Source organism: Paraburkholderia sp. GAS41 (genome assembly GCF_050436545.1).
In the GTDB taxonomy this organism is placed as follows: domain Bacteria; phylum Pseudomonadota; class Gammaproteobacteria; order Burkholderiales; family Burkholderiaceae; genus Paraburkholderia.
Window position 1 is genome coordinate 90,368 of sequence record NZ_JBNDMK010000013.1, and the last position, 26,562, is coordinate 116,929.

Below are 26,562 nucleotides of genomic sequence, written 5' to 3' on the forward strand. Positions count from 1 at the left end.
AAGGAGACAGAAATGAATACCCGGGTGATCCCCATTACGTCCGACCCAGCGGAACGCGCCGCGCATCCGGCACACTCCGCTCACGCGGAACACGCTGTGTCCGTTGCATTGAAGATTCCCCTCACCCGCCGGGAGTTGCTGAAAGGCACGGGGGTCATCACCGGCACGCTAGCGCTCTCGTCCCTCTTCTCCGCGCTCGCACCGAGCCGTGTCTGGGCCGTTGAACTGCAGGGACTCGATAGCCATCAGGGCGAAGTGATTCTCGCCTTCACGCGTCAGGTCTATCCGCACCCAACCCTGGATGACGCGGTGTACGCGCTGGTCGTCAAGGATCTGGATGCCAAGGCCCGCAAAGACCCGGCCGTCCAGCAACAACTCGCGAGCGGAGTCCAGCAACTGGATGCGCTCGGCGGTTCGAACTGGGCGAAGCGCGACCCCCTCACGCAGGCTCGCGATGTCGAATCGATGGCCAGCACGCCATTTTTTACCACCGTCCGCAGCACCGCCGTGGTGTCGCTGTATAGCAATACGCTCGCTTACGCGCATTTCGGCTACGGCGCATCCGAGGGTGACGCGGGTTATCTGTACAAGGGATTCAACAGCCTGTCATGGCTGCCCAATCCGCCGGCCGCCGACAGCGGCCCGATTCCTTCGGATAGCTAACCACGACAGCGACGGGCCTATGGAACCAGGGTACGCGCTTGAACGCTAACGCTGGTCGACCGCTTTGCATGGAGACAGATGATGGATCAGGATAACAACAAGGTGCGGTTTTCCCACAATGACGACCACGTCGTCGTCATCATCGGTTCGGGCGCAGGAGGCGGCACGCTCGCGAACGAACTCGCGCAGAAAGGGGTCAACGTCGTCGTGCTCGAAGCCGGCGCACTCCACACTCAGGGTGATTTCCTCACCGACGAATGGGGCTCCTTCCAGATGCTGTCATGGCTGGATAAGCGCACTACTTCGGGTACCTGGCGCGTCGCCAAGGATTTTCCCAATCTGCCCGCGTGGATCTGCAAAACCGTAGGCGGCACGACGACCCATTGGGCGGGTGCAAGCCTGCGCATTCATGCCCATGAATTCAAGGCAAAAACCACCTATGGCGACATCAAGGACGCCAATCTGCTCGACTGGCCGTTGACGCGCGAAGAGCTCGATCCCTACTACGACCGCGCCGAGAAGAAAATGGGCGTGACGCGCACCAACGGCTTGCCGGGTCTGCCGGGCAATAACAACTTCAAGGTCATGTCGGCCGGAGCGATGAAGGTGGGCTACAAGGAGTGCAATACCGGGCACATGGCGATCAACAGCGTCGTGCGCGACGATCGAAGTCACTGCTTCCAGCGCGGCTTTTGCTTTCAGGGCTGCCGCACCGGCGCCAAATGGTCGACGCTGTACACCGAATTGCCGCGCGCCCAGGCCACCGGCCATATGGAGTTGCGCACGCAAGCTCACGTGGTTCGAATCGAGCATGACGCACGGGGCAAAGCGAAAGAAGTGGTGTATTACGACGCCGCCGGCAAACTGCAGCGTCAAAAGGCTCGCATTATCGCGGTGGCGGGAAATTCGATTGAAACGCCACGCCTGTTGCTCAACTCGCATTCGGGCCGGTTTGCCGACGGGCTCGCCAACTCGTCCGGCCAGGTGGGGCGAAACTACATGCGTCACACCACCGGCTCGGTGTATGCCGTGTTCGACGAGAAAGTGGAGATGTTCAAGGGCACCACGATGGCCGGCATCATCGAAGACGAAGCGGTGTTCGATCCGAAGCGCGGCTTTGCGGGCGGCTACCATATGGAAACCGTCTCGCTTGGATTGCCGTTTTATGCCGCATTTCTCGATCCGGGCGCCTGGGGTCCGAAATTCACGCAGGCCATGGACGAGTATGCTTATACGGCAGGAATGTGGATTGTCGGCGAGGACATGCCGCGCGCGACGAACCGCGTCACATTGAATACCGACGTCAAGGACCAGTACGGGCAACCGGTGGCCAACGTACACTTTGACGACCATCCGAACGACGAAGCGATGCGCGAACATGCCTTCACGCAGGGTTCAGCGGTCTACGCGGCGGCGGGTGCGAAAAAAGTGTATCGCGTGCCGCCCTATCCTTCGACGCATAACCTGGGCACCGCACGCCTGAGTGCCCGGCCGGAAGACGGAGTGTGCAACAGCTATGGGCAAACGCACGATATCCCCAACCTGTTCGTCTCCGATGGCAGTCAATTTACGACCGGTGCCGCAGAAAACCCCACCCTGACGATCGTGACACTGGCGATCCGCCAGGCCGATTACATCAGCGGGCAGATGAGCAAACGGACGATCTGAGTCTTCAGGAGGGAAATTGCCATGTGTGGGATCTACGTTAACGCCGATCCGATTCTGTACGAGTCGCGCACGCGATCGCTTCGTATCCACGGAGTCATTACAACCGTGCGGCTGGAAAACCTGTTTTGGGACGTACTGCACGAGATTGCTGGGCGCGAGAACATGACCACCAGCCAGTTCGCGGTGAAGCTTTACGACGAGCTGATCGCGCTGCGCGGCGAGATGCCGACCAACTTCGCGTCGTTTCTGCGGGTGTGCTGTTTGCGCTATCTGTCCATGCCCACGGCCAAAGGTACGAATTCCCGTGAGGTCTCAGACGATCCCGTCTTAGCCAGCGAAATCCGGCCGCGTATGCTCAAGACGGTCTGACTTCAAACTTTCGCGCACTACGTCTGGCGTTTTTTTGCGCGACCTGGGCAGCGGGCCACTCACGCCTCGATATCGGGGTTCACCCTGCCCAGGGTGGCTGAAGCCAGTGATATCTCATACACCATGCCGGCATGGTCAACCTGACGCCGGAGCGCCGGAGCGCGATCCGTCAACCGCTCGGGTTGGCCCGGGTACCGGCCTTCCAGAGACAAGCGCTGCTGTACGGCAAGATGGTAGCCGCGCAGCCGTTCCGGAAGCACCGTGCCGGTTTGCTCCTAAGCATGCTGGCGCCAGCAAGCGGCGCGGCGGTCTCATGCGCGCTACCGCGCCCGCAAGCAGAAATGGACGCGTCAGGCCATGCTGGGCGATCGTGACAGCAAGGACGCCTAGCGCAGCTGCGATGAAGACCACGTCCGGCGGATAAAACGCAGCGCCGTAATTCACGGCATAGTCCACGGTTGCTAGCGAACTCAGATACAGACCAAGCAAGCATCTATCGAGCAGTCTGCGGCGAATCTTGCCGCCAACCTCCCGCTTTGCGGTCGCCAGCAGCCAGCCGCTGCGGCACGCGACGAAGAGGGTCTGCAGTACATGCAAGGGATGCCAAGGCCCGGCCTTCGGATAAGGTCCGAAATCATGCATCGCGAAACCGGCCACCAGGTCGTCGCCTGTGAACGACAGAATGGCCAGAACCGCGCACAAACCATAAGAAGCCAGCACCAGGCGGCGCTCGCCGCGCCGCCCGGCCACTTCTGTCACGAAGTGATAGAAGGTCGTCGGCAAAAACAGAATGAACAGGTAGCCCGCTTTGACAAGCACACCGGCGAGTTCGGCACTCGTGGTTTGAAACAGCAGCGCCCACGTGCCCTACCAGTCAAAGGTGCAGACGCACATCAGCGCAAACGGCGTGGATAGGCGCGTCAAGCCATCGGTAAGCAGCACGTATAGCCCGAACCCCAAAAACAACGCCGAGACGACAGCAGGCAATATCGAGTACATAGCGCTCTGTTAACGTTTTCGCGATGTTTTCAGTCATGGTCGTTCTGGCGCAGCGGCTAAAGGCGATTTGTCCCGCTCACCAAGGGCCGTGACGCAAAACGTATCTTCTCGGTCGTTACGACCAACCGCGAAAGCGCCGCCCTCCCGGCAGCGTTAGAAGCAGCGTATTACAGTCACGACGTGGAAAGGTATCTGTCAACGTTGACAGGGCACGGCCCGACCATGGTTTTTCTGTGGTATTTGCCGCCAATTGGAATGAAGATTGAAAACCGGCGCGATTTTGTTTATAAGTGACATTTGGTGCGATTTATCTTGAAAAGCGCATCGAAAGCGTGGTCGATCGTCAAACGCGTGTTTATGCGTCAGATACACGTGAATCAGCAGCAACCCGATCAGCACATGCCCGGAAACAACTACAGAGCCAACAGGCAACGACGGATGTATCGGCGAGGGTTTCAACGCAGCACTGCATGGGTACGCCGGCTCTGCCGCGAGCCCGTACAACTCGACGTCGCTACGGGGAGGTGATGATGGACCCACTCTTTCACGATGCTTACCAGCGCTTTCTTGCGGCGAAGGACGAAGATCAGCTGTTCCAGCAGATCGCGTCGTTCGCTGAACAACTCGGGTTCGAATACTGCTGCTACGGCATCCGCATGGCGGTGCCGGTGTCCAAACCTGTGGTCGCCATCTTCGATACCTACCCGGACGGGTGGATGGAACACTATCAGGCAAGCAGCTTTCTGGACATCGACCCTACCGTCCGCCAAGGCATGCGCGGTTCGGAACTGGTTGTCTGGCCGGCATCCACGGACGGCGACGCGAAACGGCTTTGGTCCGACGCTCATGATTTCGGCCTGAAGGTGGGCGCTGCGCAGTCGAGCTGGGCTGCTCAGGGAGCGTTCGGCCTCCTGACGTTATCTCGCCCCGCCGATGCATTGAAGGAAACCGAGGTCGGGTCGTTGACGCTGCCGATGAACTGGCTTGCCAACGTATCGCACACGCTCATGAGCCGTTTTCTGATGCCCGTACTCGCACCTGAAAGCACCGCGACGCTGACTTTGCGTGAACGCGAGGTGCTGTGCTGGACCGGTGAAGGAAAAACCTCGTACGAGATCGGGCAGATCCTGAATATTTCCGAGCGTACCGTCAATTTCCACGTCAACAACGTGCTGCTCAAACTGGCTGCGACCAACAAGACACAGGCCGTCGTCAAGGCGATTGCTATGGGGTTGATCTATACGGCTTGAGCGCCGCCGGTCGATAAAGCGGCTTGCCGATTATCGGCAGCGGTCACGCGCTAACATTGCAAGCCGCGATCGCGCACCCAGTTCTTCTTCGTAGTTGGACAAACAACCTTTTAGGTTGCGAGTGACCGGAAACGTTGCCACTTCGCGCGTACCCGCGCCTCCCGATTGCAGCGGATCGGGTAACTCGCGTATGAAGTGGATTACTCTCGAATTCCTGCGGATGATCTGCAACTGCCCTTCGTCGACCAGCGCACGCAGCATCCCCAGCATCGTCACTCGTGAAACCGAAAACAGGCGGGCCAGTTGCGTCGCAGTGTATTTTTCGCCGCTTTGCATGCGGTTCAGAAGCGAGATCTTCGTGAGGGACATGGAGCCTCGAATCCAGCGGGTATCGATATGGGCGCAGCTTTACAAAACACTAACACCGAGGCGGGGTGCGCATTCCATATTGCGGCGGGCCCGTCGCGACGCTTGTCACGCGGGCCCGCTCGTCATGCTTATCATGCTCTCAGGTTCCAGCCGCCCTCGGTAAAGGCGTAAAACTTTTCTTTGCGTCGTGCGTGCACGGCGCGAGGTTCATGGCCGGTGTGACAGGGTTACTGCCAAGCTGGGCGGGCTTTCGCCAGCCCCGGCCCCGCCGACCGATTCACGAAATCTGATTATGCGCGCCGGCTATTTAGGGGATAACTGTCAGAAATGACAGTATCGTTAGGGGCGGGGAAGTGGTGTGCGGTCGCGACGGGGCCGTAAGCCCGAAGTAAGGCGGCGGATGGCGTCTGCCTCCGTGTTTGCCCGATTTTTCAGCTGTTCCCGTGTCGTCAACCTGTGTTTGACGCACGCCGATTGGGTAATCTGAACCGCGGCCAACCCACTTCTCTGGCCCACCGCAGCGCAATCGATCCTGAACAGCGGCACGCGAAAATTGAACGGTCTGGACGTGACACCGAAGTCGTTTGCGTCGACGCCTCTCGCAGTCAATGGGTCCCGAGAAGGAACCGCCAGCGAATGACAACCGAGCCTCGCACCGTTTCAGATTGAAACAACCCAGCGGAAACGATTCAGAGTCCTATCTAACTCGAGTTTCAGCATCCTTGACCGCTAATATCCCCCCGGCGCCACGATTAGGAGTACCCCGAATTATTTCTTTGTCATTAACGAATATTAATGATCTGCCTGATCGTGACAACCGCCAAAAACTGCTCAGTCGTACTCGCACGGAATCAGGCGGGATAGCGGTCATGCGAGGTACCGAAAGCGACCTGCTGCAACCGCCATTCATCCTGCCTCAAAGTTACGACAATCGCTCGCCATCCCGAGTGGCGTTGAAGCTTCTATCGCTTGTGCTATACATAATCAACTCGCCCCACGTGCTGGGTGAACAGGCAGAGACCGCGCTGCGCGGTACGTTGCCGCCGTAACGGAGGCCACATGGCGACACGCTCGTTCCTCGATATGGCGAGCTTTGTGTGCGTAATGCACCCTGACGCGGTTGACGTCCCCGAAGCGCTGCGCGCGATTCTGGAATCCGGTACGGACGAGGAGGTCGCACGCGCCTTCGGCACGCCGCAAAGCGGTATCGCAGCCGAGTTTCGCGGCCCGCTCTGGAACAGGCACACCCACTTGCACGAGACCATTCACTTCTGGCAAGCGCTGCGATTCCCTTTCGTCTACTGGAATGCCCTATATTGCTGGCGATTTCTGCTCGATCGATTCGTCGACACGAATCGGCAGACCGACGATTTCCACCAATGGCAGCTTCCTTTGCCGCGCTCCCTGAACTTCATGTCCGAGCGGATCTGTGTCCACTTCTCAGAAAGTAAAGTGGTCGTGAATGACAACCGGCACGCCATACCGGGGTTTCGGTCAATGGAGCCAGCCTGCGCGCTCGATTTACTCGAGACGGCCGTGTCCTACACGCAATGGAAGCTCGCGAGCTTCTTCGGCGAGTCCGACGAGGGGACGTTCAGCATGTGGTGCAAGTTGAATTCGTCGTATCCGGAGATGATGCGGTGGTTGCACGCGTTTCTCGGCGACGAGGATCTGGCTCTCGCGATGTATCTGCCTCTATGCAGCGCAGCCTTCGAGACGACGAACCCTGTACGGGCCTTCGCAGAACTGGCGCACGCCTATGCGCGCCGGCACACAACGGCGCGCATGTATCACAGCGTCAAAATTCGCAAGCGCATCCGGAAACTGCTTCCCACACTGTCGTTCTCGCCGGCTGGCCCAACGGACATCGAGTTGTCGGATCACAGCCTGCTGGACATTCCCTTCTGGTGGATTTCCTTGCGCCAGGTCGTCGGGCTCCGCTTCGGTCTGCGTGACTGGCCGCATCCGACCTTGGGTGGCCTGGCGCAGCGGTGGAGCGACGAGGCCGTTAGACATCCGGAAATGTGCCGCGTACTCGAACTGCCGGACACGATATCGCGGGAAACCATGACGCGTTGCCTGACGGACTATCAGCCGCTGTTCATCGTCCGCTACGACTGTGCGACGAGGACCCGGATTATCCCGTACGGCGACTTGTCGGACTTTCCGATCTTTAGCCTGATCGAGCAGGCAGCGCCAGGTAGCAGCGGCAGCGCCGCCTTCGTCGACCTTTACACGGCTTTTGGGGCGATCCGGCGCGCAAGCGGGGCACTGTACGCGCCGGATGCGACTCTATGCCCGCACGTGGCGTGTCCGGAACACAAGGACAATTACTGCAACGCCTGGATGTTTATCCATCCACGGTATCAGGACTGCAAATTTCTTGAGCATTTCGAGTACATCCGCAAGAGTTTTCGCAACGCCGAACGCATGACAGTCGATTCCCAACATCAATCCCACTCATCATGAGGTGACCGAAATGACAGATCAACAGGAAACAGGCGGCGAACGGGAGCTCATTCGGATAGAGGCTGGACCGTACACCGAGGAGTTGAAGAATTTCATTTTCCGCGAACTGCCCAGAGACGCCGCGAGTCGCATTGATTGGCGGCCGGAGCGATCGTATGCTCCCGGTCTTGCGCGGGAGCCAGTCACGACGGCAATCACTTTCTTCACGAATGTGAACTTATTCGAAGCGAATGCCACCGCCACAATTGCAGTGGCGGCTATCATTTCGATCACAGGCATCATCAAGCACTGGATGAACCTGAACGCTGCCCGGATGAGAGAGAGCGATACGATCAATCTTGCACTCAAGCATCCCGAACTACAGAAATATCTGTTCGATGAACTCGGCAACTTCGAGAAGGTCTTGATCGAAAACGAGGATAAGCCAACGCCGCCAAAGGAATAGGTCCTCGTGCAAAGACCAACCTCGCTTGCGCAGCACAAGCGACGGCTTAGTCGCGACTCCACTTCATCACGCCGAACAACGTGACCCGGTTGAGCGCATCAGGCGCCAACCTGATTACGCCGGTTTTCGACAACCGGCGTAATCGCACATTCACGCACCCAAGTTTACCAATCGATCGCGAAACGCCAGATAACTGTCCGTCACGGCGCGCGGGGACTGCACTTGAGGGTAATGCCCCACACCGGCCAGCTCCGAGACGTCGTAGCGTGGCACGAGTTCACGATATCGGCTTGCCATATGGCTCCCCGAAATGGGATCTACCGAGCCGACAATCAGCTTGAGCGGAACCTTCGTAGTCTGCAGCGCACCCACCCAGCGTTCCCGATGCTCGACGCGTTCCGGAATGTAACGAATGAGTTTGTGCATAATTCTCTCGCCATGCTGAAAACGTATCATGTCCCACATGGAATCGAGCGTCTCAGTGTCTGGCGGATGTTCCTTGCCAAACACAGCAATCATGTTCTGCGAGAGCTTTTTCTTGTTCGTCAATAGCGACGCAAGTGGCCCTATTGGCGAGAGTAGCAGCGACTGCAAACGCACCCGTCGATGGGTTTCAGGAAACAGCCCGCCGTTGAGCAAACAGACACTTCGAAGTTCTGGCCGATCGCATCGTTCGATATCCCGAGCAATTAATTCCTGCGCCACCGTGTCACCGTAGTCATGCGCAAGGATAGGGAATTCACTGACGCCACGCGATGCCAGAAGCGCGTCGTACAGATCGGCTTGATCCATGATCGACTACGCGTAATTGCGCGGCTTGTCCGAGAACCCGAAGCCGACCATATCCAGGGTGAGCAACCTGTAACGCTTGAGCAGATCGGCCCACACAGGCTCCCAGTCCCATGAGGCCGTCGGAAAGCCGTGGATCAGGAGCAGAATCGGCGCGTCTTCCCTGCCCTCTTCGCGCCAGAAGATATTCTGGCCGCGGTAGGTAAAGTACTTGCCCTTGGCCTTCCACGCATGGGTAGTGTGTGTCATGTCTAGTGTTTTCGCATTGCCAACGAACGGCAACGATCGTCGACACGGTCGAGTTTGTGGATCAGCGCCAGGCATCCGCGTGAGAATCGGATAAACGCAACGCGGCCGCGCTAATCCTCAACTTGACCATAGAGTACAAAAACACCTATCGTGAGAATGCAAGATTCCTTCCGTTTGTCATGTTTTCTCACGCTTTAATCGATTATTTCAAATGACTTCCAGCGCACAGGCACCTGACGGATTCCTCGCGAATCCATGGTTCAGCTTGATCCGCGTTCAATGTGTCGGGAACGCGGCAGCGCTACACTTGCAGCAAGGCCGAGTCGTTCAACGCCGCGGTGAAAACCGCCGTATCGGACAAGCACCTGGCCCAGCAAGGCAATACTTTGGCGTGCATCACCTGTTGATGACGTCAAGCACCCCCTTCGCGAACCCGAAATCGTCCTCAACAATCAAGCGGCGGTAAAACCATGAACGACATCCCCTATCGCAGCGCACTGATCATCGGAGCAGGCTCCGGCATCAGCGCTTCCGTGGCCCGGCTGCTGCGCGCAGCCGAACTTCCAGTCGTCGTCGCCGCGCGCAACGTCGACAAGCTGGCGACACTGGTCAATGAAACGGGCGCTATCGCGTTGCCGGTCGATGCCACCGACGCCGCCCAGGTCGAGCGGCTTTTCGCCGAAACCCAGGCGCGAATCGGTGCGCCCGAAATCGTGATCTACAACGCCAGCGGCCGGCTGCGCGGCCCTATCGCGGAACTCGATCCCGCAGGGGTCGAGCAGGCTGTCACCGCCTCGGCGTTGGGTGCTTTCTACGCGGTGCAGCAGGCCGCCAGGTATATGGTGCCCGCCGGCAACGGTGCGATCCTGTTGACCGGCGCCACCGCCGGTGTCAAGGGGTTCGCGCTCTCCGCGCCCTTCGCCATGGGCAAGTTCGCGTTGCGGGGTCTCGCGCAGAGCGCGGCGCGCGAGATGGCGCCCAAGGGTGTCCATGTCGCGCATATCGTGGCGGATGGCAGCGTGCGGGCCGAGCACCGCGCCGATCCGGCGGATCGGCCCGACAGCACGCTCGACCCTGCTGCGATCGCGCAAACCTATATCGACCTGCTACGTCAGCACCGCAGCGCCTGGTCCTGGGAGATCGAGGTCAGGCCCTGGGTGGAAAGTTTCTGAGTCCGAACCTATCGCGCAGCCGTCGGCGGAAAACTCGCATTCCGTTGCCGGCGCCGATACACGGTATCGCGTGACGCCAACCAGTAATACAACGGTGACGTCAGCAGAAGCCCGACCAGCCACGAGAGATCCGCACCATCGAGGAAGCGGGGAATGGGACCCGCATACATCGGCGTGTTCATGAACGGAATCTGAACCGCGATCCCTACTGCGTACGCAATCAGTGCCTGCGGATTGAAGCGGCCGTAAATGCCACCGTCCGCCTGGAAGATGGACTTGATGTCGTACTTCCCTTTGTGAATCACATAGAAGTCGATCAGATTGATCGCGGTCCAGGGCACGAGAACCACCAGCAGGGCCAGCACCAGATCGATCAGATTGCCGACAAAATTCGTCGATGCACCGATCGCCGCGTAGCAGCAAGCACTGAAGATGACGATGGACACCACGGCACGTGCTTTCGCCGTCGGCACCCAACGATAGGCGAAGGTCTGCACCGAAGTAATCACCGCGAGCACCGCGCCATACAGATTCAACGCGTTATGGCTGATCACGCTCAGCAGGAAAAGCACCAGCATCACCGAACCGAGCGGCCCGGTTGCCTGCTTGACTGCGTCCATCGTGTCGATACCCGCCGGCACGGCAAGCACCGCGACAGCGCCAAAGATAAACGCCAGTGTCGATCCGAGACTGCAACCCAGATATGTTGCCCAGAAAGTCGACGCGACGCCTACATTGCCAGGCAGATAACGTGAATAGTCCGAAACATAGGGTGCGAAAGCGATCTGCCAAAGCGCCGACAGCGAAACTGTCGCCAGCCAGCCGGCAATGCTGAATCCGCCGCGTGTCAGAAAGTCGGCGGTCGAGACGTGCGTGAGGATGTAGCAGAACCCCACGAGAATGCCGATGCCTAGCACCCAGGTGCCAATGCGGTTCAGGATGTGGATGAATCGATACCCAATGATCCCGATCAACCCCGAGCCCACCGCCCCGATGACAATGCCGATTGGAACCGGAATCGCAGATTCGATCCCGTGCACCGACTTGCCTGCCAGTACGATGTTCGACGCAAAGAAGCCCACATACATCACGGCCGCGATCACGGTGACGAGCAGTGCACCCCATGAGCCGAACTGCGCGCGGCTCTGGATCATCTGCGGGATGCCCATTTGCGGCCCCTGCGCCGAATGCAACGCCATCAGAATTCCACCCACCGCCTGACCCACGATGATTGCGACGATCGCCCACACCAGGTTCAGGTGAAACAACTGAACGCCAAGCGCGCCTGTCACGATAGGCAACGGCGCAATATTGCCGCCAAACCACAGGGTAAACAGATCGCGCACTTTACCGTGGCGATCTTCAGGCGGCACGTAGCCGATTGTGTGTTTCTCGATGAACGAGGACACGTTGCCATCCGGGGTGCTCATAGTTTCGTCTCCAGTCTTGCGTGGCCGCACGCGCTATAGGTTGGTTCAAGCATGGTGCGCCGCTCTGGCGAAGACTAAAAATACTAAAAATATTTCCCAGTCGTATGAAAAAGCTTTGCAACGTCTCGCCCCGGGAATATCTTCTTCGGGTAAGGTGTTATCCAAAATGACCGTTAGATTGCGCCGTCAGGCTAGGCGCCTGCGGCCACGCTGCAGAGGTGCCAGTGGCTTACTATACTTTGCGTCAACTTCGATACTTCGTGACGACGGTGGAATCCGGCAGTGTCGCCGAAGCCTCGCGCCAGCTCTTCATTGCACAGCCTTCCATTTCCACTGCCATCAAGGCGCTGGAAGAAAGCTTCGGTGTAAAGCTCTTCATTCGTCATCACGCGCAAGGGGTTTCGTTGACCCCTGGCGGAACGCGTTTTTATCACAAGGCGCAAGAACTGCTGCGCCTCGCGCATGAATTCGAGCAAAACGCCCTGGCCGATAACGACATCGTCACCGGGCAGATCGATATCGGCTGTTTCGAAACGGTGGCGCCGCTCTACCTGCCGCAACTGATCGCGGGCTTTCGCGAACTCTATCCGGGCGTCAGTATCCGTATGCGCGACGGCGAGCAGCAGGAACTCGTCCAAGGCCTGACCGACGGCACCTTCGACGTGGCCTTTCTGTACGACCACGATCTGGACAGCACCATCGAAACGGAACCGCTGATGCCGCCGCAGAAACCCTACGTACTGCTGCCGGAAAATCACAAGTTCGCCAGTCAGACCGAGGTGTCGCTACGCGACCTCTGCCTCGAACCCATGATCCTGCTCGACGTGCAACCGAGCCGCACGTACTTCGTCAGCCTGTTCCATGAACTGGGTCTGACACCCAACATCGTGTTCGGCTCGCCGTCGATTGAAATGGTGCGCGGCATGGTCGGCCAGGGTTTCGGCTTTTCGCTGCTGGTCACACGCCCCTTTTCCGAATACACGTACGACGGCAAAAAGCTCGTGAGCATCGACATCACCGAACCTGTCGTTCCTTCGGGGCTCGTGAGTGCGCGACTCAAGCGTGGGCAACTGACCAAGCCCGCGCAATCGTTCGTAGATTTCTGCCGCGAACGCCTTGCTAAGATTCACGAAGCGTCGTTGAAGTAGAGACTGCCTGACGCATCCGCTCCGGACAACTGGGCGAACACGGGTGCAGTCTCTACCTTTATTCGGATCGACGCGTCAAACTGGTTTCGTAAGATAATCGGCGAGGCGCGCAAGCATGGCATCGCAGTTCGACAGTTGCTCAAGCGAAATGAACTCGTCCGGCTTGTGTCCTTGATCCATGCTGCCGGGTCCGCAGACGATCGTCGGAATGCCGGCCTCGTTGAACAGTCCACCTTCGGTGCCGAATGCCACGGTGCCAAAGTCGCGGGATCCGCTCAAAAGCGCTAACAGGTCGGCCGCTTCGCTATCGGGCGGGGTCGCCAAGCCCGGATAGGCGCTCAGCGATTGCAGGCGAATTCCCGTGTCGCTCTGCACCGAGCGCATCTTTGGCAGCAATTCGGCTTCTGCATAGGTCTGCAGCTTGTCCGACACCTGCTGGGCATCGAAGCCTGGCAGCGCGCGGACCTCAAAGTCGAATTCGCATTCAGCCGGCACGATGTTCAACGCGCGGCCGCCTTTGATCACACCTGTCTGCACGGTCGAGAACGGTGGATCGAAGCGTTCATCGTGATGTTCGGGCTCTGCCAGCTCCGAACCGATCTCTTCCAGCTTGCCGATCAGACGTGCCGCATACTGGATAGCGTTGACGCCATAAGGTGCGTACGCCGAGTGGCAGGCCGCGCCCTTCACATGACAGCGCATCGCTAGTTTGCCTTTGTGGCCCAATACCGGTTTCAACCCGGTCGGTTCGCCAATCAGACACAGACGCGGTTGGTACTCGCGCTTCGCCAACTCCATCAACATCGGTCGGACACCCAGGCATCCCACTTCCTCGTCATAGGAAAAAGCGAGGTGGATCGGCGCCTTCAGCGGCCGCTCGAGAAAGCGGGGCACGGCTGCCAGCACTGACGCAATGAAGCCTTTCATGTCGGCGGTACCGCGGCCGTACAGACGCCCGTCCTGCTCGGTAAGACGGAAAGGCTCCATCGTCCAGGCCTGGCCGTCAACCGGCACCACATCCGTATGACCGGAAAGCACGATGCCACCGTGGTCGAGTGGACCGATGGTGGCAAACAGATTCGCCTTGGTGCGCTCCGGATTGTAGAAGAGCTCGCTTTGCACGCCGAGCGCCTCGAGGTAGTCCCGGATAAAAGCGATCAGTTCGAGATTCGAGTCCCGGCTGACCGTGGCGAAACCAATCAGCCGCTCTAGCAATGCACGGCTCGCCACCTCATTCATCTCCTGGCACTCCGTAGCTTGGCGCAGCGGTCGGATCCAACGCGCGGGTCACATAGTCGAGCATCTGCGGCTGATAGGCCTGCCACAACCCGTCGAGCTTGCCGACGGGGTCCTCATCCGCCCAGTCGATCCGCAGGTCGACGATCGGCCAGACGAGATCGTCCACCACCTTGAGCGCCGCCGAATGCACAGGCCCCGCCTCGCCACCGGCCGCGATCGCCGCATACATGGCCGCGAGCAAACGGTCGGCCAGCAAGCCGGGGGCATTCTCGAACGCGCGAACCATGGCCTCGATGACGTGCACATCCGCCAACATGTTTCCCGCGGCGACACACTGCTCGCCAGCCACCGCGTTATGCACGCCGAGGGCCTCTTTACCGGTGAAAAACGCGGTATGGCCCTGGGCATCGATCACCGTGACCTGGCGATACTGGCTCCAGCCGTTTGCGTTGAGCGCGCGATCGAGCGCCGCCGCGGGTTCGATCTGCTGGTCTTCGAGAAGATCGAGTATCTGCGGACCGAGCGCGGGCAGTGTGACGTTTTGCGTTGACACTGCCCCCACCCCCGCGCGCAGCCAGGGACATCGGGCACCCACTGCAATACTGGAAGAGCTAATAGCGACGCCAAGCTGGCCCGTCTCCGGGCAACGTCCGACGATAGAGAATGTCATGCACGACTCCTTAATCCAGTTTCGGCTTCCAGCCATCCGGGATCACCGCGATCACATCAATTTCCATCAGCCACTGCGGCTGGCCAAGGGCGCTTACAACGAGGCCGGTGGAAATGGGGAACACGCCCCTCAACCACTTGCCGACCTCCTGATACACCGCGTCACGATAGCGCGGGTCGATCAGGTACGTCGTGGTCTTGACGATGTGGGACAGGTCGCTGCCCGCTTCCTCGAGCAACTGTTTGACGTTCTTCATGGCCTGCTCGGCCTGGGCCTTCGGATCGCCGAGCCCGATCAGCTGGCCGTCGAAATCCGTGCCCACCTGACCACGCACATACACGGTATTGCCGGCACGCACGGCCTGGCACAGGTCGTTGTTCAACGTCTGATTCGGATAGGTATCCTTGGTATTGAACATGCGGATACGGGTGTGAGTAGGTTGGCTCATCGATGCACCTGAATATACAGTAGAAAAATTGACGCAAACGGGCGAGGACGAGGCGGAACGCGGCCCGCCTTCCTCTATCAGTTCAGAAGGTCCGCTAACTGTTGCGAATCCGCCGGGCTTGCGTCGGGACGAGCCTTCTGGCGCGCTTCTGCCTGACGTTGCGACGCATCGCCATACGCGAGGTATTTGTGCTGCGTGGCGATATGGTCGGCAATATGTTTGGCATCGTGCCAGACACCCCAGATAAAACTGGAGCCGCGACGCGACAGCCACGGCAGGCCCAGAAAATAGATACCCGGCTCGCTCGACACTCCGCGTTGATGGGAAGGCTTGCCCTTGGCATCCAGCGCATTGACGTTTAGCCAGCTGTAGTCGACGGCGTAGCCGGTTGCCCAGACGATCGAGCTGACACCTGCCGCGACCAGATCGAGTTCCAGCAGTGGATGGGTCACGCATTGCGGATCCGGCAAGGTATGGCGGGCCGCCGGTTCTTCGGGAAGGTCGAGACCATTGCGGGCAATGTAGGCATCCGCGGCATTCAATAGCGACAGATAGTTCTCGTCGCCTTGTGCCAGGTTGGCGGCAAGATCGACTTCGAAAGCGACGCGGCCGTCGTTGAACGACTTCGTCAGACCTGTCAGCGTAATGCCTTGTTTGGCCAGCACCCGGAAGTCGATCGTGTGGCCGCCACGCGCACCGCTCACGGCAATGGTGACATGTTCCCGGCCCGGCGTTGCGACCTCCTTGTCCCACTCGCCAAGCACGCCCAGCCACCAGCAGAAGTCACGGTTGCGGTACGAACGCGGCGGCCGGTCATGCGGCCCAACCGACAGATAAACCTGTTTGCCCGCCCGCTGCAACTCGTCGGCAATCTGCACCCCTGACGAACCCGCTCCCACCACCAGTACGGCACCCTCCGGCAATTGCTGGGGATTGCGATAGTCGGCAGAGTGGATCTGTACGATGTTTCCTTCTTTGGGCGCGATCGGCGGAATGACCGGACGCTGGAACGGCCCGGTTGCCACCACCACGCGGTTGGCTTCGATCACGCCTTGCGAGGTCTGCACGACGAATCCCGGCCGGCCAACGTTGCGCACCACGCTCGTCACTTCCACGCCCGTTCGAATGGGGGCTTTGAACTTGCGCGCATAGGCTTCGAAATAGTCCGCTACGCGGTCTTTCCCGGCAAACGCATCCGGATCGACGTCGTCGAATTCCAGGCCCGGAAAGCGGTCATGCCAGGCCGGACCGTTGGCAACCAGCGAATCCCACCGCCCGGTGCGCCAGCGTTCAGCAATACGGTCGCGTTCGAGGACGAGGTGCGGCACCCCGAGTGTGCTGAGATGTTCGCTCATGGCGACGCCGGCCTGGCCGGCACCTACAACGAGCGTATCAATTGACGTTTTTTCAGCTGTCATCGCTGGCTCCTCCTGAAATGCGACTCTGGTGTGAGTCACATTCTGAGCAGAGCCGAGGAATCGCGAAATGATGTTTTTTGTGGTCGCTAGTGAGCAAAAAACTGCCCACGCCGCTGTGACGGCCCACGGCACTGCGAGGTACCAACGGGTTTGCAGCCCGTCAGCAGGTTCTCCGTCAATTTGCTAATCTCGCTGCGGAACGCCTATTCCCACGATGCAAGGACGCAAGGAGCGTGAAGCATGAGTACGACCGACTACGAGCCGCCGAAGGTCTGGACCTGGAACAAGGACAACGGTGGCCGGTTCGCGAGCATCAACCGCCCGATCGCGGGGCCGACGCACGACAAGGCATTGCCGATCGGCATCCATCCCCTGCAGCTCTATTCGCTCGCGACACCTAACGGTGTCAAGGTCACGGTGATGCTCGAAGAACTGCTGGCGCAAGGGCACAGCGGCGCGGAATACGACGCCTGGCTGATTAAAATCGGCGACGGCGAACAGTTCGGCAGCGGCTTCGTGGACGTCAACCCCAACTCCAAGATCCCCGCGCTGCTGGATCGTAGCGGCGCCAAGCCGATTCGGGTATTCGAATCCGGCTCGATTTTGCTGTATCTCGCCGAAAAATTCGGCGCTTTTCTGCCGACGGAGGCCGCCGCTCGCGCCGAGTGCCTCTCATGGCTGTTCTGGCAGATGGGCAGCGCGCCGTATCTGGGCGGCGGTTTCGGCCATTTCTATGCGTACGCCCCTAGCAAAATCGAATATGCGATCGACCGGTTTGCGATGGAGGTCAAGCGTCAGCTCGACGTTCTCGACAAGCAGCTGGCCGATAACGAATACATCGCCGGCAGCGAGTACACGATTGCCGACATGGCGATTTGGCCCTGGTACGGCGGCCTCGTAAAAGGCTGGCTCTACGAAGGCGGCGAATTCCTCTCCGTGCAGGACTATGCGCACGTCCAGCGTTGGGCCGCTACGATCGGTGCACGTCCGGCCGTGCAGCGCGGACGAAAGGTCAACCGCACGTTTGGCGAGCTTTCAGATCAATTACATGAGCGCCATGCCGCCACGGATTTCGAAACGCACACGCAGGACAAATTGAGCCCCGCGAGCTGACGATTTCTTCAGCCGCAGTGCATGGCGTGACCTGCAGCCGGACACGTTTGCGCGCAAGCCCTCACGCCACCGGATGCGCAGGCTTGCGCGCGATGAAGTGCAACCACGTCGCGTCGCTGGTTCGCGCGTCCTCACCGATACGCTTGCCATCACCGCATCCGTAAACCGCCTCGACCACAAACCCAAGTGACTCCAACTGACGCCGTTGTTCGGCCAATGTGGTGTAGATAATCAGAATGCCGAAGAAATGGGCCGCCGCTGTTTTGATCGAATACCCTTCGTAATTACGATGAAAACGCGCATGCCGCGTGTAGTTGTAGCAGGCTAGCGGAAGTTTGCGGATCGCGCGCAGGGTCCGCCAACCGTATCGCAACGGGTTGGGCGTAAAGCGCGGCAGCAGCTTCAGGACGCTGTCCTGGAACCCGGCGCCGTCGCGATTGTGGCTTGAAAACCAGACCAGACCGCCGGGCCGGGTCACCCGGAACATTTCTCTCAGGATCAAAACACGATCTTCGTAATTGACACAATCGATGCCGTTGCAACTGAAAGCCGTCAGCGCAAAGGCGTCGGTTTGCAAGGCCATCATATCCCGCGCATCCATATGGTGCAGATTCAGATTCGGGTAGCGCGTACGGGCGTGGTCAAGCAATTTGGCTGTGTAGTCGATGCCGGTGTAATTGGACGAGAGTTGCATCATCAAAGGAATGGTGCGCCCGGCGCCGATGCCGATGTCGAGCAGCGGCTGGTCGCGACACTCGTCGGCGATCTGTTCGAACGCGGCTTTCTCCCCGGGGTCGATCCACGACTCGCTGCGCAGAAACTCGCGCGATGCATCACGCGAGTTCCAGGCACGCTGATTGATCTGGTCAAGCGCAAGCTGACTGTCCATTGCGGTGTTCCCCTTCGATTCATCAAGCTCAAAACCGTAATCGCCAAAACGCGGACGCAAGTTTCCCGCGCCGCTTGATGGCGGCGAGGCGCGGGGAAGGTCATAACGCGTTGAATCTGGCGGACCAAAGCGTGCGGCGAAGTCCGTTGTTGTGGTCCCGACTGACGCTGATTGCTCAAAAAGGGACAAGCAAATACGACAGAGCCAGTGTGTTTCGACCCTGCAAACACCTTGTCGGTTTAATTCGATTGCCTTTCTCGTCGCCTACATCATCGTCAATTCACCCGCAGAGCGTCAACCCTGGTGTGTACGCTCGCGCACACACCAGCCACTGACCGGATGTGCGGTTTCAAACAGATGAGGCATCGAGCCGCGACGGTCTATCGTTCGCTGCGAGGATGTGAGGACGGGGAGGAGGGAGCGATGAGCGCGGGCTTCAGGGCGTGCTCGGTCCCTTTAATCGGTTTTGCAGCCGGTTCGCAATAAGCGCATGGAGCTTGCGTTTCACGCGTGCGGCCAGAGCGAACAGTAACGGCAGTTCGACGAGCCGGCCACGCGCGCCGAGCACGATCAAACGTTTCTCGTGCCAGGTCTGCTGGTTCGCCCAGCGCGCTTTGTAGTCGCCGTGCAGAGGCCGAAAATCGAAATCGCGGCCATGCGCGTGCGACCATCGGACCATGAAGTCAACCAGCAAGGCACCGACGGAATAGGTGCTGAACGCCTCTTCATACGTGGTAATGAAGTACTCGACCGATTTCGCGCCGACCAGGTTCACGGATGCCGCGACCGGAACGCCGTCCATCTTCACGAAGGCAACCAGCGGCGTCGTCTTCAGGTCAAGCCGCGACGCCATCCCAATGAAGAAGTCGCGTACCCGATCGTCCATCAGATAAGGCGTGTCGACGCCGCGATCGACTGCCCATTTTCGTTTGTTCGCGAAGAGCCATGTCAGCACCGACTCGGCGTCGGCGACTGTCGTGCTCCAGCCAATTTCCAGCGCGCCCTTCGCTTCGAGCCGTTTGCGGTTATAGCGCAGACTCGAACGGAGGGCCTTGGGCAGCGTCGCCAGGAAGTCGTCGTAGCTGGGAAATTCATTGAGGCGAATCGAATAGCCGTCGAGGCCGCGCCACCGTGCCGGTAGCCGGGCCAACACCCAGGACTGAGGTATGCACTCGAGCGAAGCTTCCAGCGGGCCGTCCACTTGAACCATGCCGATCTCGAGAACATCCGCATTGACCTGCATCACGCTTGCCAGCGCGACCGCATAGCGTTCACGGATTGCGTCTGCGTTTCCGTCGAGGAGCGGCCCACCGTATTCTTCATCGCTGCCGCAGGTCAGCGCCTTCGCGACTCGCAGCACGCCCTTGCGAACGATCGAAACGGGCCACAAGGACAGCAACACGTTGTCACGCCATACGAGCGCGACATTCACCACACCGCCCATGGCAATGACACGGCTGGCCGCCAGTTCGCAGTATTCGAATGTCAAACACGGCGAGCCATTGTCGGCCACCGCAGCAAGCGCATTCCACGGCTGACGCAAGGCCGCAAACGCAGCGAGTGTTTCGATCACGACGACTTCTCGTCGATACGCCACGGCCTCGTCCAATTCGGACAGATTGGCCGCTGTATCAGGGCACCTGTTGCTACCGACCTCGTCCATTTCCGCCATGTGAGCGCCTTCTTCCGACGAAACACTCTCATCCACGCCGCTACGCCTTCTCCGTCACCCATCGCTCAACGCGATTGGCTGCCGGGAACTGTTCTTTGCTGAACCGGGATTACGTATTGCTGGAGGCGACGCGCTGCGTGGGCACGACGACATTACGTGGTACCTCGTTCGCGCAGTCAACCAGTATATTTTTTTCCAGCGCTCACGTTTGTGTCACGTATAGCGAACGGAATCGACACGCGCCATCATGACTGCGCCGGCCACCATGTCCATCCGCGAGTCGAACGCCGCAATTCGACAACGGAGAGTGGCGCGATCTCAATGCGAGAAAATGACAGCGCGGGCGCGCGCAGTGCATGGATCAGAGCGGCACGGATGACTGAGGCATGTGTAACAGCGACCACACTCGCCGTCGGGTCCAACGCATCGAGCCATCTGCCAACCCGCGCGAGAAGCTGGACGAAGGATTCGCCGCCATGCGGAGCCGCATTGGGATCGCGAGTCCATGCTGCCAGTTCATGTGGTGTTTCGTCCGCGATATCCGCAAGCCGCCGGCCGCGCCATTGCCCATAGTCCAGGTCCGCGAGTTCAGACGCGACCCGTGGCTCGATGCCGAACGCCCGCGCAGTATCACGCGCGCAGGCCGCAGGACTACTGAACGACATCGCGTCTTCGGCTACGGCCAGATGCTCCCGCCAGGCCATGACCTCCGCCACACCCCGTGCGTCCAGTGACTCGCCAGCGGGGAACCTGCCCTGACGCATCGCGGAAGTCGCTGCGTGGCTGACCAGTAAAACACGCGTATTCATCGAGTCCTTTCAGTTGAAAGCCATGCTGCTGCACACCAATTTTTCCTTTCGTTTGAAAGCCATACAGATTGGGGAAATGACAGCTTGCGTTTCCCCGACCGGCAAAGTCCAGTCTGAAAGCCATATCGATCGGGCAAACACCAGCTTGCATTTCCCCGACCGGCAAAGTTTAGCGCGTAGAATGTGCTCTGGCGCGGAGCACGGAAGCCGGTGTAAGCCCGGCGCGGTCGCGCCACTGTAAGCGGTCCATGTACGAACCGAAAGCCAGACCCGAGCTCCGCGCCACTTCTACAATCCACTATTGGGGCGCGTAACCCCTGGAGAAAGTCAATCATGACTGACGCTGTCTTTAATCCGGCCGCCGAGCCTACTCCCATTCCGCTGCGTGAACTGATGCCATGGATTATCTTTGGTGGCCTGATCATGCTGCTCGCCATTTATTTCGTCGGTGCCGAAGAGGGTGCGACATCGCTCGTACCCGGCATGTACGTCCACGAATTCGTCCACGACGGCCGCCACCTGCTTGGCTTCCCCTGCCACTAACGCGGAGTCCAACATGGTCGGCAAATTGCTGGTACGCGGCATGCTTGCGGGCGTGGCCGCGGGACTCCTCACGTTTAGTTTCGCCAAGCTGGTCGGCGAACCCCAGGTCGATCAGGCCATTTCCTTCGAGGCCAAGGCCGATGCGGCAAAGGGCGAGCCGCCTGAGCCCGAAATCGTCAGCCGGCATACGCAAGCCGGGCTGGGTCTATTGACCGGTGTGGTGTCGTTTAGCGCCGCCGTCGGCGGACTGTTTGCACTGACGTTCGCCTACACGTTCGGCCGCGTCAGTAAACTGCCCGCACGTCCGCTGTCCGCGTGGCTCGCGCTCGCGGCCTTCATCACCCTCGTGATCGTACCGAACATCAAATACCCGGCCAATCCACCGTCAGTGGGCGACCCTGAGACGATCGGCATGCGCACCGGGCTGTTCTTCCTCATGATCGCCATTTCAATTGCCACGATGGTGTTTTCGCTCAAGGTACGCAAGCACGCCATTGCCCACCTGGGCCAATGGAATGCGTCGATCGTAGCGGGCCTCGTCTTTGTCGTGATCATCGGTGCCGTGCAGCTGGCGCTGCCCGTGATCAACGAGGTGCCGGCCGCGTTCCCCGCAGTCCTGCTGTGGAAATTCAGGGTTGCGGCGATCGGCATGCAGGTGATCTTGTGGACGACGATCGGTTTGCTGTTCGGCGCGCTCGCCGAGCGTGCCCAACGCGCGGCATCGACAGACCGGATGATCGGCAAGTCGGCTTACCTCTGAGGTGTCAGGCGTTGCAACCGCTGACTCGGTTGCGCCCTTCCCTCGTACGGATGCCGAACCATCTGTAGCATCCTCGTGAAACGCCCGCCACGCAGCGGGCGTTTCATCTTGCTTCGCTCACGTCTGGCGTTTCACGTCTCGCCTCAGCAGTGTTCCAGCGCGTACGACAGGTCGGCGATCAGATCGTCCGGATGCTCCAGTCCCACGGACACCCGAATCAACCCCTCCGACACACCCGCCTTCGCACGCGCTTCAGCGGGCACGCCGGAATGCGTCGTCGAGGCGGGGTGACAGATCAGCGACTCCGTGCCGCCAAGACTCACGGCGGACTTGAACAACGACAGACCATTGATGAGTTTGAACGCCTGCTCGCGGCCGCCGTCGAGAACGAATGCGAACGTCGAGCCCGGCCCCGTGCATTGACGCCGATAGACCGCCTGATAGGTAGGGTCCTCGATCAGCTCCGGGTGCAAGACCTTCACAGGATGATAAGGATTGCTCGCGAGCCATCGCGCGACGGCGCTGCCGCTGCGCGCGGCCTGCTCCATCCGCAGCACGAGCGTCTCCATGGAACGCGTAATCATCCATGAGGAATGCGGATCGAGTTGCGAGCCGAGCATGCTGCGGATCGAGCGGACTTTCGTCACCAGGTTGCGGTTGCCGGTGACGCCGCCTGCCACCAGATCGCTGTGGCCGCCAATGTACTTCGTCAGTGAATACACGCACATGTCGATGCCCTGCTTCACCGGCTTCTGATACAGCGGACCCAGCAGCGTGTTGTCGCACACCGAAAGCGGGCGATAGCCGTGACGCGTTTCGAATCCATCGATCTCACGCCGCAAGCCTTCCATATCGAACAGGGCATCCGTCGGGTTGGCCGGGGTCTCGATGTAGCACATCCGCACCGGGCCCTTTTGCGCTGCCGCTTCGAGCGCATCGTGAATCGCCTCCACCGACAGCCCATCCTCGATCACCTGCGAGCGAATGCCCCACTCGGGCAAGAACTTGGCAATCAGCGTTTCGGTGCCACCGTAGAGCGGTACAGACTGAACCACACAATCGCCGGGCCGCAGGAATGCCAGCAAAATCGCGGCAATCGCGGACATCCCGCTCGAAGTCACCACCGCGGACTCGGAGCCGTCGAGCAGCGCAAGACGGTCTTCGACAATTTCCAGATTCGGGTGATTGAAGCGGCTATACACGAGGCCCGCGCTTTCGCCCTCCGGTGAAGGCTTGCGGCCCGACACCATATCGAAGAACTCGGCGCCGTCTTCGGCCGTGCGAAACGCGAATGTCGAGGTCAAAAAAACCGGCGGCTTAACGGACCCTTCCGAGAGAAAGGGATCGTAACCATACGACATCATCTGAGTTTCAGGGTGCAGATCCCGATCGGCGATCTTGCGCTTGTGATAGTTGCGATAGGCCATGCTTTGCTCCATGCCACGTCGTAGCGAAGGTAGAACGATGGTTGCAGTCCCAGCGCGCATGACGCCCAACGAGCATCGTCCCTTGGGCTTGCGCGTGACCATGCTACTCCCTCACGACGTTTCGCAGCGCGAAGCGGGCGCACGAACGACAACCGGCCACGCACAGGTGGCCGGCTTTGCTTGCCGCAGGCGCTACGGGGCGCCTTAGACAGAAGCGCGCAACGTTCTGGCAGCGGCAACCATGTTCGTCAACGCCGGAATGACTTCTTCCCATTGACGCGTCTTCAGACCACAGTCCGGATTCACCCACAGCCGTTGCAGGGGGATGCGTTCTGCGGCTTTCTTCATCAGTTCAACGATGTGTTCCTCGCTGGGGATATTCGGCGAGTGAATGTCGTACACACCCGGTCCGATTTCATTCGGGTAGTTGAAGTGATCGAACGCGTCTAGCAGTTCCATGTCCGAGCGCGAGGTTTCGATCGTGATGACGTCGGCGTCCATATCGGCGATCGACGCGATGATGTCGTTGAACTCCGAATAGCACATATGCGTGTGAATCTGCGTTTCGTCGTCCACACCATTGGCGGTGATACGGAACGACGCGACGGCCCAGTCGAGGTATTCCTGCCATTGCGACTGCCGCAACGGCAGGCCTTCACGCAAGGCGGCCTCGTCGATCTGGATGACGCGCACACCTGCCTTCTCCAGGTCCAGTACTTCTTCGCGGATCGCCAGCGCAAGCTGGTAGCACGAAACCGAGCGCGGCTGGTCGTCGCGCACGAACGACCAGTTGAGGATCGTAACGGGGCCGGTCAGCATGCCTTTCATCGGTTTGCGGGTCAGCGACTGAGCGTACCTGATCCATTCCACCGTCATCGCCTTTGGGCGGCTGATGTCGCCGAACAGGATGGGCGGTTTCACGCAACGCGAGCCATAGGACTGCACCCAGCCGAACTGGCTGAACGCATAACCATCGAGCTGCTCGCCGAAATATTCGACCATGTCGTTACGCTCGGCTTCACCATGCACCAGCACGTCGAGGCCCAGCGCTTCCTGCTCGCGCACGCTGCGTTCGATCTCGGCGCACATCGCGGCCTTGTACCCGGCTTCATCCAGTGCACCGCTCTTGAACTGACTGCGGGCATGACGGATGGCGCCGGTCTGTGGGAACGAGCCGATGGTCGTGGTCGGGTAAGGCGGCAGCTTTAGCAGCGCGGCCTGCTTGTCGGCGCGGATCGGATAGACGTTCTTGCGTTGACCCAAGGCCGTATTGATCTTTCCGAGAGCGGCTTTGACCGCCGGGTTGTTCACGCGCGGCGACACACGACGCGCCGCAATGGCGGCGCTGTTCACAGCCAGTTCTGCCTTGACGGCGTCGCGGCCCTCGTTCAACGCCGTCGCCAGCACCTGCAGTTCGCCCAGTTTTTGCAACGCGAACGCGAGCCACGAACGGACTTCCGCATCCAGCTTCTGCTCACTGTCGAGATCCACCGGCACGTGCAGCAGTGAGCACGACGGTGCGATCCACAGGCGTTCGCCCAGTTGCCGCGCAGCCGGTTCGAGCCAGTCGAGCACGCTCGCGAGGTCAGTCTTCCAGATGTTGCGACCGTTGATGACGCCCAGCGACAGGACGCGGTCTTTGGGCAGTTGGGCAATTACCGCATCCACTTCAATGCGGGCATTGATCGCATCCAGATGCAGGCCCTGCACCGGCAGCTTGCAGACCAGCGGCAGATTGCCCAGCAACTGCCCGAAGTACGTCGCCAGCAACAGCTTCACCTTACCGTTGGCGAGTGCTTCGTAGGCCGTGACATAGGCTTGGTGCCATTCGCGCGATAGTTCGGTCACGAGCATCGGCTCGTCGATCTGAACCCATTCAACGCCGTGCGCCGCCAGCGTGGCCAGCAATTCCGCATAGACGGGCAGCAGGCGCGGCAACAGCGCCAGCTTGTCGGAGTCGTCTTTGGCCTTGCCGAGCGCCAGATACGTCACCGGACCGACGATCACCGGCTTGGCCTTGACGCCTTGCGCCCGCGCCTCATCCAGCTGTTCCAGCAGACGCGACGCATCCAGGCTGAATTCCGTGCTCGCGCTGAACTCGGGGACGATGTAGTGATAGTTCGTGTCGAACCACTTCGTCATCTCGCCGGCCGCGACGCCGCCGCAGCATGCGGCGTGGCTCCCGGCATCCTTCGCCGAGCGGCCGCGGGCGACGCGAAAGGCGTTGTCGAGGGGATCGCCGTGAAAACCTTGCACGCGTTCCGGCAGGTTGCCGAGCGTGAAGCTCATGTCCAGCACCTGGTCGTAGAAGGCGAAGTCGCCCACGGCAGCCAGACCCAGGTCAGCCTGATGCGCCCAGTGGCGCTGACGCAGGTGGGCGCCGAGCGCCTTCAGTTCGCCGAGCGAGGACTCCCCTTTCCAGTAAGACTCGAGCGCGAATTTCAGTTCGCGCTTCGTGCCGATACGTGGGAAGCCGAGATTGTGTGTTGTTGCCATGGTGTCGCCTTGCTTCGGTCAGGTTGCGGATGCTGCATCCTAGCCACGGCGATTGATG

Annotated in this window: 25 protein-coding genes and 1 riboswitch; of the genes, 11 read left to right on the forward strand and 14 right to left on the reverse strand. The window is 59.9% G+C overall.

Translation table 11 applies throughout. The features are described from left to right. The first annotated feature begins 12 nt into the window (after nt 1–12). The 3 genes from P3T43_RS19015 to P3T43_RS19025 all read left to right on the forward strand — a co-directional run bounded on the left by P3T43_RS19015 (nt 13) and on the right by P3T43_RS19025 (nt 2,700). Complete coding sequence (locus tag P3T43_RS19015; protein WP_429282579.1) at nt 13–663, forward strand: twin-arginine translocation signal domain-containing protein; 651 nt, start codon at nt 13–15, stop codon at nt 661–663. 81 nt (nt 664–744) lie between these two features. Continuing rightward, a complete protein-coding gene (locus P3T43_RS19020; RefSeq protein WP_429282672.1) occupies nt 745–2,331 on the forward strand; it encodes a GMC family oxidoreductase in 1,587 nt (528 codons plus the stop codon). A 21-nt stretch (nt 2,332–2,352) separates the two neighbouring features. Continuing rightward, nucleotides 2,353–2,700 carry a ribbon-helix-helix domain-containing protein gene (locus P3T43_RS19025; protein WP_429282580.1) on the forward strand — a complete coding sequence of 116 codons (348 nt, stop codon included), beginning with the start codon at nt 2,353–2,355 and terminating at the stop codon, nt 2,698–2,700. A gap of 135 nt (nt 2,701–2,835) precedes the next feature. Here P3T43_RS19025 and P3T43_RS19030 read toward each other — a convergent pair whose 3' ends face one another. Beyond that, the gene (locus P3T43_RS19030; RefSeq protein ID WP_429282581.1) at nt 2,836–3,519 is read right to left on the reverse strand and encodes a hypothetical protein; all 684 of its coding nucleotides are present in this window, start codon (nt 3,517–3,519) and stop codon (nt 2,836–2,838) included. Between the two features lie 710 nt (nt 3,520–4,229). Between P3T43_RS19030 and P3T43_RS19035 the strand changes: the two genes are divergently transcribed. Further along, nucleotides 4,230–4,949, forward strand: coding sequence for an autoinducer binding domain-containing protein (locus tag P3T43_RS19035; protein WP_429282673.1), 720 nt, complete (start codon nt 4,230–4,232; stop codon nt 4,947–4,949). 30 nt (nt 4,950–4,979) lie between these two features. On the opposite strand, the gene P3T43_RS19040 is transcribed toward P3T43_RS19035, so the two are convergent. After that, nucleotides 4,980–5,285 carry a hypothetical protein gene (locus P3T43_RS19040; protein ID WP_429282582.1) on the reverse strand — a complete coding sequence of 102 codons (306 nt, stop codon included), beginning with the start codon at nt 5,283–5,285 and terminating at the stop codon, nt 4,980–4,982. Between the two features lie 1,092 nt (nt 5,286–6,377). On the opposite strand from P3T43_RS19040, the gene P3T43_RS19045 reads away from it, so the two are divergent. Together P3T43_RS19045 and P3T43_RS19050 are read left to right on the forward strand one after the other, a co-directional pair. Beyond that, a complete protein-coding gene (locus P3T43_RS19045; protein WP_429282583.1) occupies nt 6,378–7,787 on the forward strand; it encodes a hypothetical protein in 1,410 nt (469 codons plus the stop codon). 10 nt (nt 7,788–7,797) lie between these two features. Then, on the forward strand, nt 7,798–8,232 hold the full coding sequence (locus P3T43_RS19050) for a hypothetical protein (RefSeq protein WP_429282584.1): 435 nt from the start codon (nt 7,798–7,800) through the stop codon (nt 8,230–8,232). Nucleotides 8,233–8,382: 150 nt separating this feature from the next. Here the strand turns inward: P3T43_RS19050 and P3T43_RS19055 are convergent, their stop codons facing one another. Together P3T43_RS19055 and P3T43_RS19060 are read right to left on the reverse strand one after the other, a co-directional pair. Then, on the reverse strand, nt 8,383–9,024 hold the full coding sequence (locus P3T43_RS19055; RefSeq protein ID WP_429282585.1) for an alpha/beta fold hydrolase: 642 nt from the start codon (nt 9,022–9,024) through the stop codon (nt 8,383–8,385). 6 nt (nt 9,025–9,030) lie between these two features. Next, complete coding sequence (locus P3T43_RS19060) at nt 9,031–9,270, reverse strand: alpha/beta fold hydrolase (RefSeq protein WP_429282586.1); 240 nt, start codon at nt 9,268–9,270, stop codon at nt 9,031–9,033. A 470-nt stretch (nt 9,271–9,740) separates the two neighbouring features. Between P3T43_RS19060 and P3T43_RS19065 the strand changes: the two genes are divergently transcribed. Beyond that, nucleotides 9,741–10,442, forward strand: coding sequence for an SDR family NAD(P)-dependent oxidoreductase (locus tag P3T43_RS19065; RefSeq protein ID WP_429282587.1), 702 nt, complete (start codon nt 9,741–9,743; stop codon nt 10,440–10,442). Nucleotides 10,443–10,450: 8 nt separating this feature from the next. Here P3T43_RS19065 and P3T43_RS19070 read toward each other — a convergent pair whose 3' ends face one another. Next, a complete protein-coding gene (locus P3T43_RS19070; protein WP_429282588.1) occupies nt 10,451–11,872 on the reverse strand; it encodes a purine-cytosine permease family protein in 1,422 nt (473 codons plus the stop codon). A gap of 224 nt (nt 11,873–12,096) precedes the next feature. Here P3T43_RS19070 and P3T43_RS19075 point away from each other — a divergent pair, with 224 nt between their 5' ends. Continuing rightward, nucleotides 12,097–13,020 carry a LysR family transcriptional regulator gene (locus tag P3T43_RS19075; RefSeq protein ID WP_429282589.1) on the forward strand — a complete coding sequence of 308 codons (924 nt, stop codon included), beginning with the start codon at nt 12,097–12,099 and terminating at the stop codon, nt 13,018–13,020. Nucleotides 13,021–13,095: 75 nt separating this feature from the next. On the opposite strand, the gene argE is transcribed toward P3T43_RS19075, so the two are convergent. The 4 genes from argE to P3T43_RS19095 form a co-directional block, all read right to left on the reverse strand. Next, the gene (gene argE / locus P3T43_RS19080) at nt 13,096–14,259 is read right to left on the reverse strand and encodes an acetylornithine deacetylase (RefSeq protein WP_429282590.1); all 1,164 of its coding nucleotides are present in this window, start codon (nt 14,257–14,259) and stop codon (nt 13,096–13,098) included. Further along, the gene (locus tag P3T43_RS19085) at nt 14,252–14,929 is read right to left on the reverse strand and encodes a DUF1028 domain-containing protein (RefSeq protein WP_429282591.1); all 678 of its coding nucleotides are present in this window, start codon (nt 14,927–14,929) and stop codon (nt 14,252–14,254) included. The genes argE and P3T43_RS19085 overlap by 8 nt, the downstream gene beginning before the upstream one ends. A gap of 10 nt (nt 14,930–14,939) precedes the next feature. Next, nucleotides 14,940–15,377, reverse strand: coding sequence for a RidA family protein (locus P3T43_RS19090; RefSeq protein WP_429282592.1), 438 nt, complete (start codon nt 15,375–15,377; stop codon nt 14,940–14,942). 77 nt (nt 15,378–15,454) lie between these two features. Beyond that, complete coding sequence (locus P3T43_RS19095) at nt 15,455–16,795, reverse strand: flavin-containing monooxygenase (RefSeq protein ID WP_429282593.1); 1,341 nt, start codon at nt 16,793–16,795, stop codon at nt 15,455–15,457. Nucleotides 16,796–17,035: 240 nt separating this feature from the next. On the opposite strand from P3T43_RS19095, the gene yghU reads away from it, so the two are divergent. After that, nucleotides 17,036–17,908, forward strand: a complete 873-nt coding sequence (yghU, locus tag P3T43_RS19100; RefSeq protein WP_429282594.1) for a glutathione-dependent disulfide-bond oxidoreductase — start codon at nt 17,036–17,038, stop codon at nt 17,906–17,908. A 61-nt stretch (nt 17,909–17,969) separates the two neighbouring features. Here yghU and P3T43_RS19105 read toward each other — a convergent pair whose 3' ends face one another. The 3 genes from P3T43_RS19105 to P3T43_RS19115 form a co-directional block, all read right to left on the reverse strand. Beyond that, nucleotides 17,970–18,857 (reverse strand): class I SAM-dependent methyltransferase, encoded by an 888-nt coding sequence (locus P3T43_RS19105; protein ID WP_429282595.1) that lies wholly within the window; start codon nt 18,855–18,857, stop codon nt 17,970–17,972. Nucleotides 18,858–19,233: 376 nt separating this feature from the next. Then, nucleotides 19,234–20,505 (reverse strand): GNAT family N-acetyltransferase, encoded by a 1,272-nt coding sequence (locus P3T43_RS19110; protein ID WP_429282596.1) that lies wholly within the window; start codon nt 20,503–20,505, stop codon nt 19,234–19,236. A 209-nt stretch (nt 20,506–20,714) separates the two neighbouring features. Then, nucleotides 20,715–21,278: a histidine phosphatase family protein gene (locus P3T43_RS19115; protein ID WP_429282597.1), complete on the reverse strand. Its 564-nt coding sequence runs from the start codon at nt 21,276–21,278 to the stop codon at nt 20,715–20,717. Between the two features lie 175 nt (nt 21,279–21,453). Continuing rightward, nucleotides 21,454–21,581: riboswitch (adenosylcobalamin (AdoCbl) riboswitch) on the forward strand. Nucleotides 21,582–21,611: 30 nt separating this feature from the next. On the opposite strand from P3T43_RS19115, the gene P3T43_RS19120 reads away from it, so the two are divergent. Both P3T43_RS19120 and P3T43_RS19125 read left to right on the forward strand, forming a co-directional pair. Beyond that, nucleotides 21,612–21,821, forward strand: coding sequence for a CbtB domain-containing protein (locus P3T43_RS19120; protein WP_429282598.1), 210 nt, complete (start codon nt 21,612–21,614; stop codon nt 21,819–21,821). A 13-nt stretch (nt 21,822–21,834) separates the two neighbouring features. Then, complete coding sequence (locus P3T43_RS19125; protein ID WP_429282599.1) at nt 21,835–22,581, forward strand: CbtA family protein; 747 nt, start codon at nt 21,835–21,837, stop codon at nt 22,579–22,581. Nucleotides 22,582–22,724: 143 nt separating this feature from the next. On the opposite strand, the gene P3T43_RS19130 is transcribed toward P3T43_RS19125, so the two are convergent. Continuing rightward, nucleotides 22,725–24,008 carry a cystathionine gamma-synthase family protein gene (locus tag P3T43_RS19130; protein ID WP_429282600.1) on the reverse strand — a complete coding sequence of 428 codons (1,284 nt, stop codon included), beginning with the start codon at nt 24,006–24,008 and terminating at the stop codon, nt 22,725–22,727. A 204-nt stretch (nt 24,009–24,212) separates the two neighbouring features. After that, on the reverse strand, nt 24,213–26,504 hold the full coding sequence (metE, locus tag P3T43_RS19135) for a 5-methyltetrahydropteroyltriglutamate--homocysteine S-methyltransferase (RefSeq protein ID WP_429282601.1): 2,292 nt from the start codon (nt 26,502–26,504) through the stop codon (nt 24,213–24,215). Nucleotides 26,505–26,562: the final 58 nt, after the last annotated feature.

Excerpts from the sequence above, each read along its gene's own strand:
- P3T43_RS19065 (WP_429282587.1), top strand. The coding sequence starts at position 9,741 with ATGAACGACATCCCCTATCGCAGCGCACTGATCATCGGAGCAGGCTCC.
- P3T43_RS19120 (WP_429282598.1), top strand. The coding sequence starts at position 21,612 with ATGACTGACGCTGTCTTTAATCCGGCCGCCGAGCCTACTCCCATTCCG.
- argE (WP_429282590.1), bottom strand. The coding sequence starts at position 14,259 with ATGAATGAGGTGGCGAGCCGTGCATTGCTAGAGCGGCTGATTGGTTTC.
- metE (WP_429282601.1), bottom strand. The coding sequence starts at position 26,504 with ATGGCAACAACACACAATCTCGGCTTCCCACGTATCGGCACGAAGCGC.
- P3T43_RS19015 (WP_429282579.1), top strand. The coding sequence starts at position 13 with ATGAATACCCGGGTGATCCCCATTACGTCCGACCCAGCGGAACGCGCC.
- P3T43_RS19095 (WP_429282593.1), bottom strand. The coding sequence starts at position 16,795 with ATGACAGCTGAAAAAACGTCAATTGATACGCTCGTTGTAGGTGCCGGC.
- P3T43_RS19035 (WP_429282673.1), top strand. The coding sequence starts at position 4,230 with ATGGACCCACTCTTTCACGATGCTTACCAGCGCTTTCTTGCGGCGAAG.
- P3T43_RS19020 (WP_429282672.1), top strand. The coding sequence starts at position 745 with ATGGATCAGGATAACAACAAGGTGCGGTTTTCCCACAATGACGACCAC.
- yghU (WP_429282594.1), top strand. The coding sequence starts at position 17,036 with ATGAGTACGACCGACTACGAGCCGCCGAAGGTCTGGACCTGGAACAAG.
- P3T43_RS19090 (WP_429282592.1), bottom strand. The coding sequence starts at position 15,377 with ATGAGCCAACCTACTCACACCCGTATCCGCATGTTCAATACCAAGGAT.
- P3T43_RS19060 (WP_429282586.1), bottom strand. The coding sequence starts at position 9,270 with ATGACACACACTACCCATGCGTGGAAGGCCAAGGGCAAGTACTTTACC.
- P3T43_RS19055 (WP_429282585.1), bottom strand. The coding sequence starts at position 9,024 with ATGGATCAAGCCGATCTGTACGACGCGCTTCTGGCATCGCGTGGCGTC.
- P3T43_RS19125 (WP_429282599.1), top strand. The coding sequence starts at position 21,835 with ATGGTCGGCAAATTGCTGGTACGCGGCATGCTTGCGGGCGTGGCCGCG.
- P3T43_RS19115 (WP_429282597.1), bottom strand. The coding sequence starts at position 21,278 with ATGAATACGCGTGTTTTACTGGTCAGCCACGCAGCGACTTCCGCGATG.
- P3T43_RS19050 (WP_429282584.1), top strand. The coding sequence starts at position 7,798 with ATGACAGATCAACAGGAAACAGGCGGCGAACGGGAGCTCATTCGGATA.
- P3T43_RS19070 (WP_429282588.1), bottom strand. The coding sequence starts at position 11,872 with ATGAGCACCCCGGATGGCAACGTGTCCTCGTTCATCGAGAAACACACA.
- P3T43_RS19085 (WP_429282591.1), bottom strand. The coding sequence starts at position 14,929 with ATGACATTCTCTATCGTCGGACGTTGCCCGGAGACGGGCCAGCTTGGC.
- P3T43_RS19040 (WP_429282582.1), bottom strand. The coding sequence starts at position 5,285 with ATGCAAAGCGGCGAAAAATACACTGCGACGCAACTGGCCCGCCTGTTT.
- P3T43_RS19130 (WP_429282600.1), bottom strand. The coding sequence starts at position 24,008 with ATGGCCTATCGCAACTATCACAAGCGCAAGATCGCCGATCGGGATCTG.
- P3T43_RS19045 (WP_429282583.1), top strand. The coding sequence starts at position 6,378 with ATGGCGACACGCTCGTTCCTCGATATGGCGAGCTTTGTGTGCGTAATG.
- P3T43_RS19025 (WP_429282580.1), top strand. The coding sequence starts at position 2,353 with ATGTGTGGGATCTACGTTAACGCCGATCCGATTCTGTACGAGTCGCGC.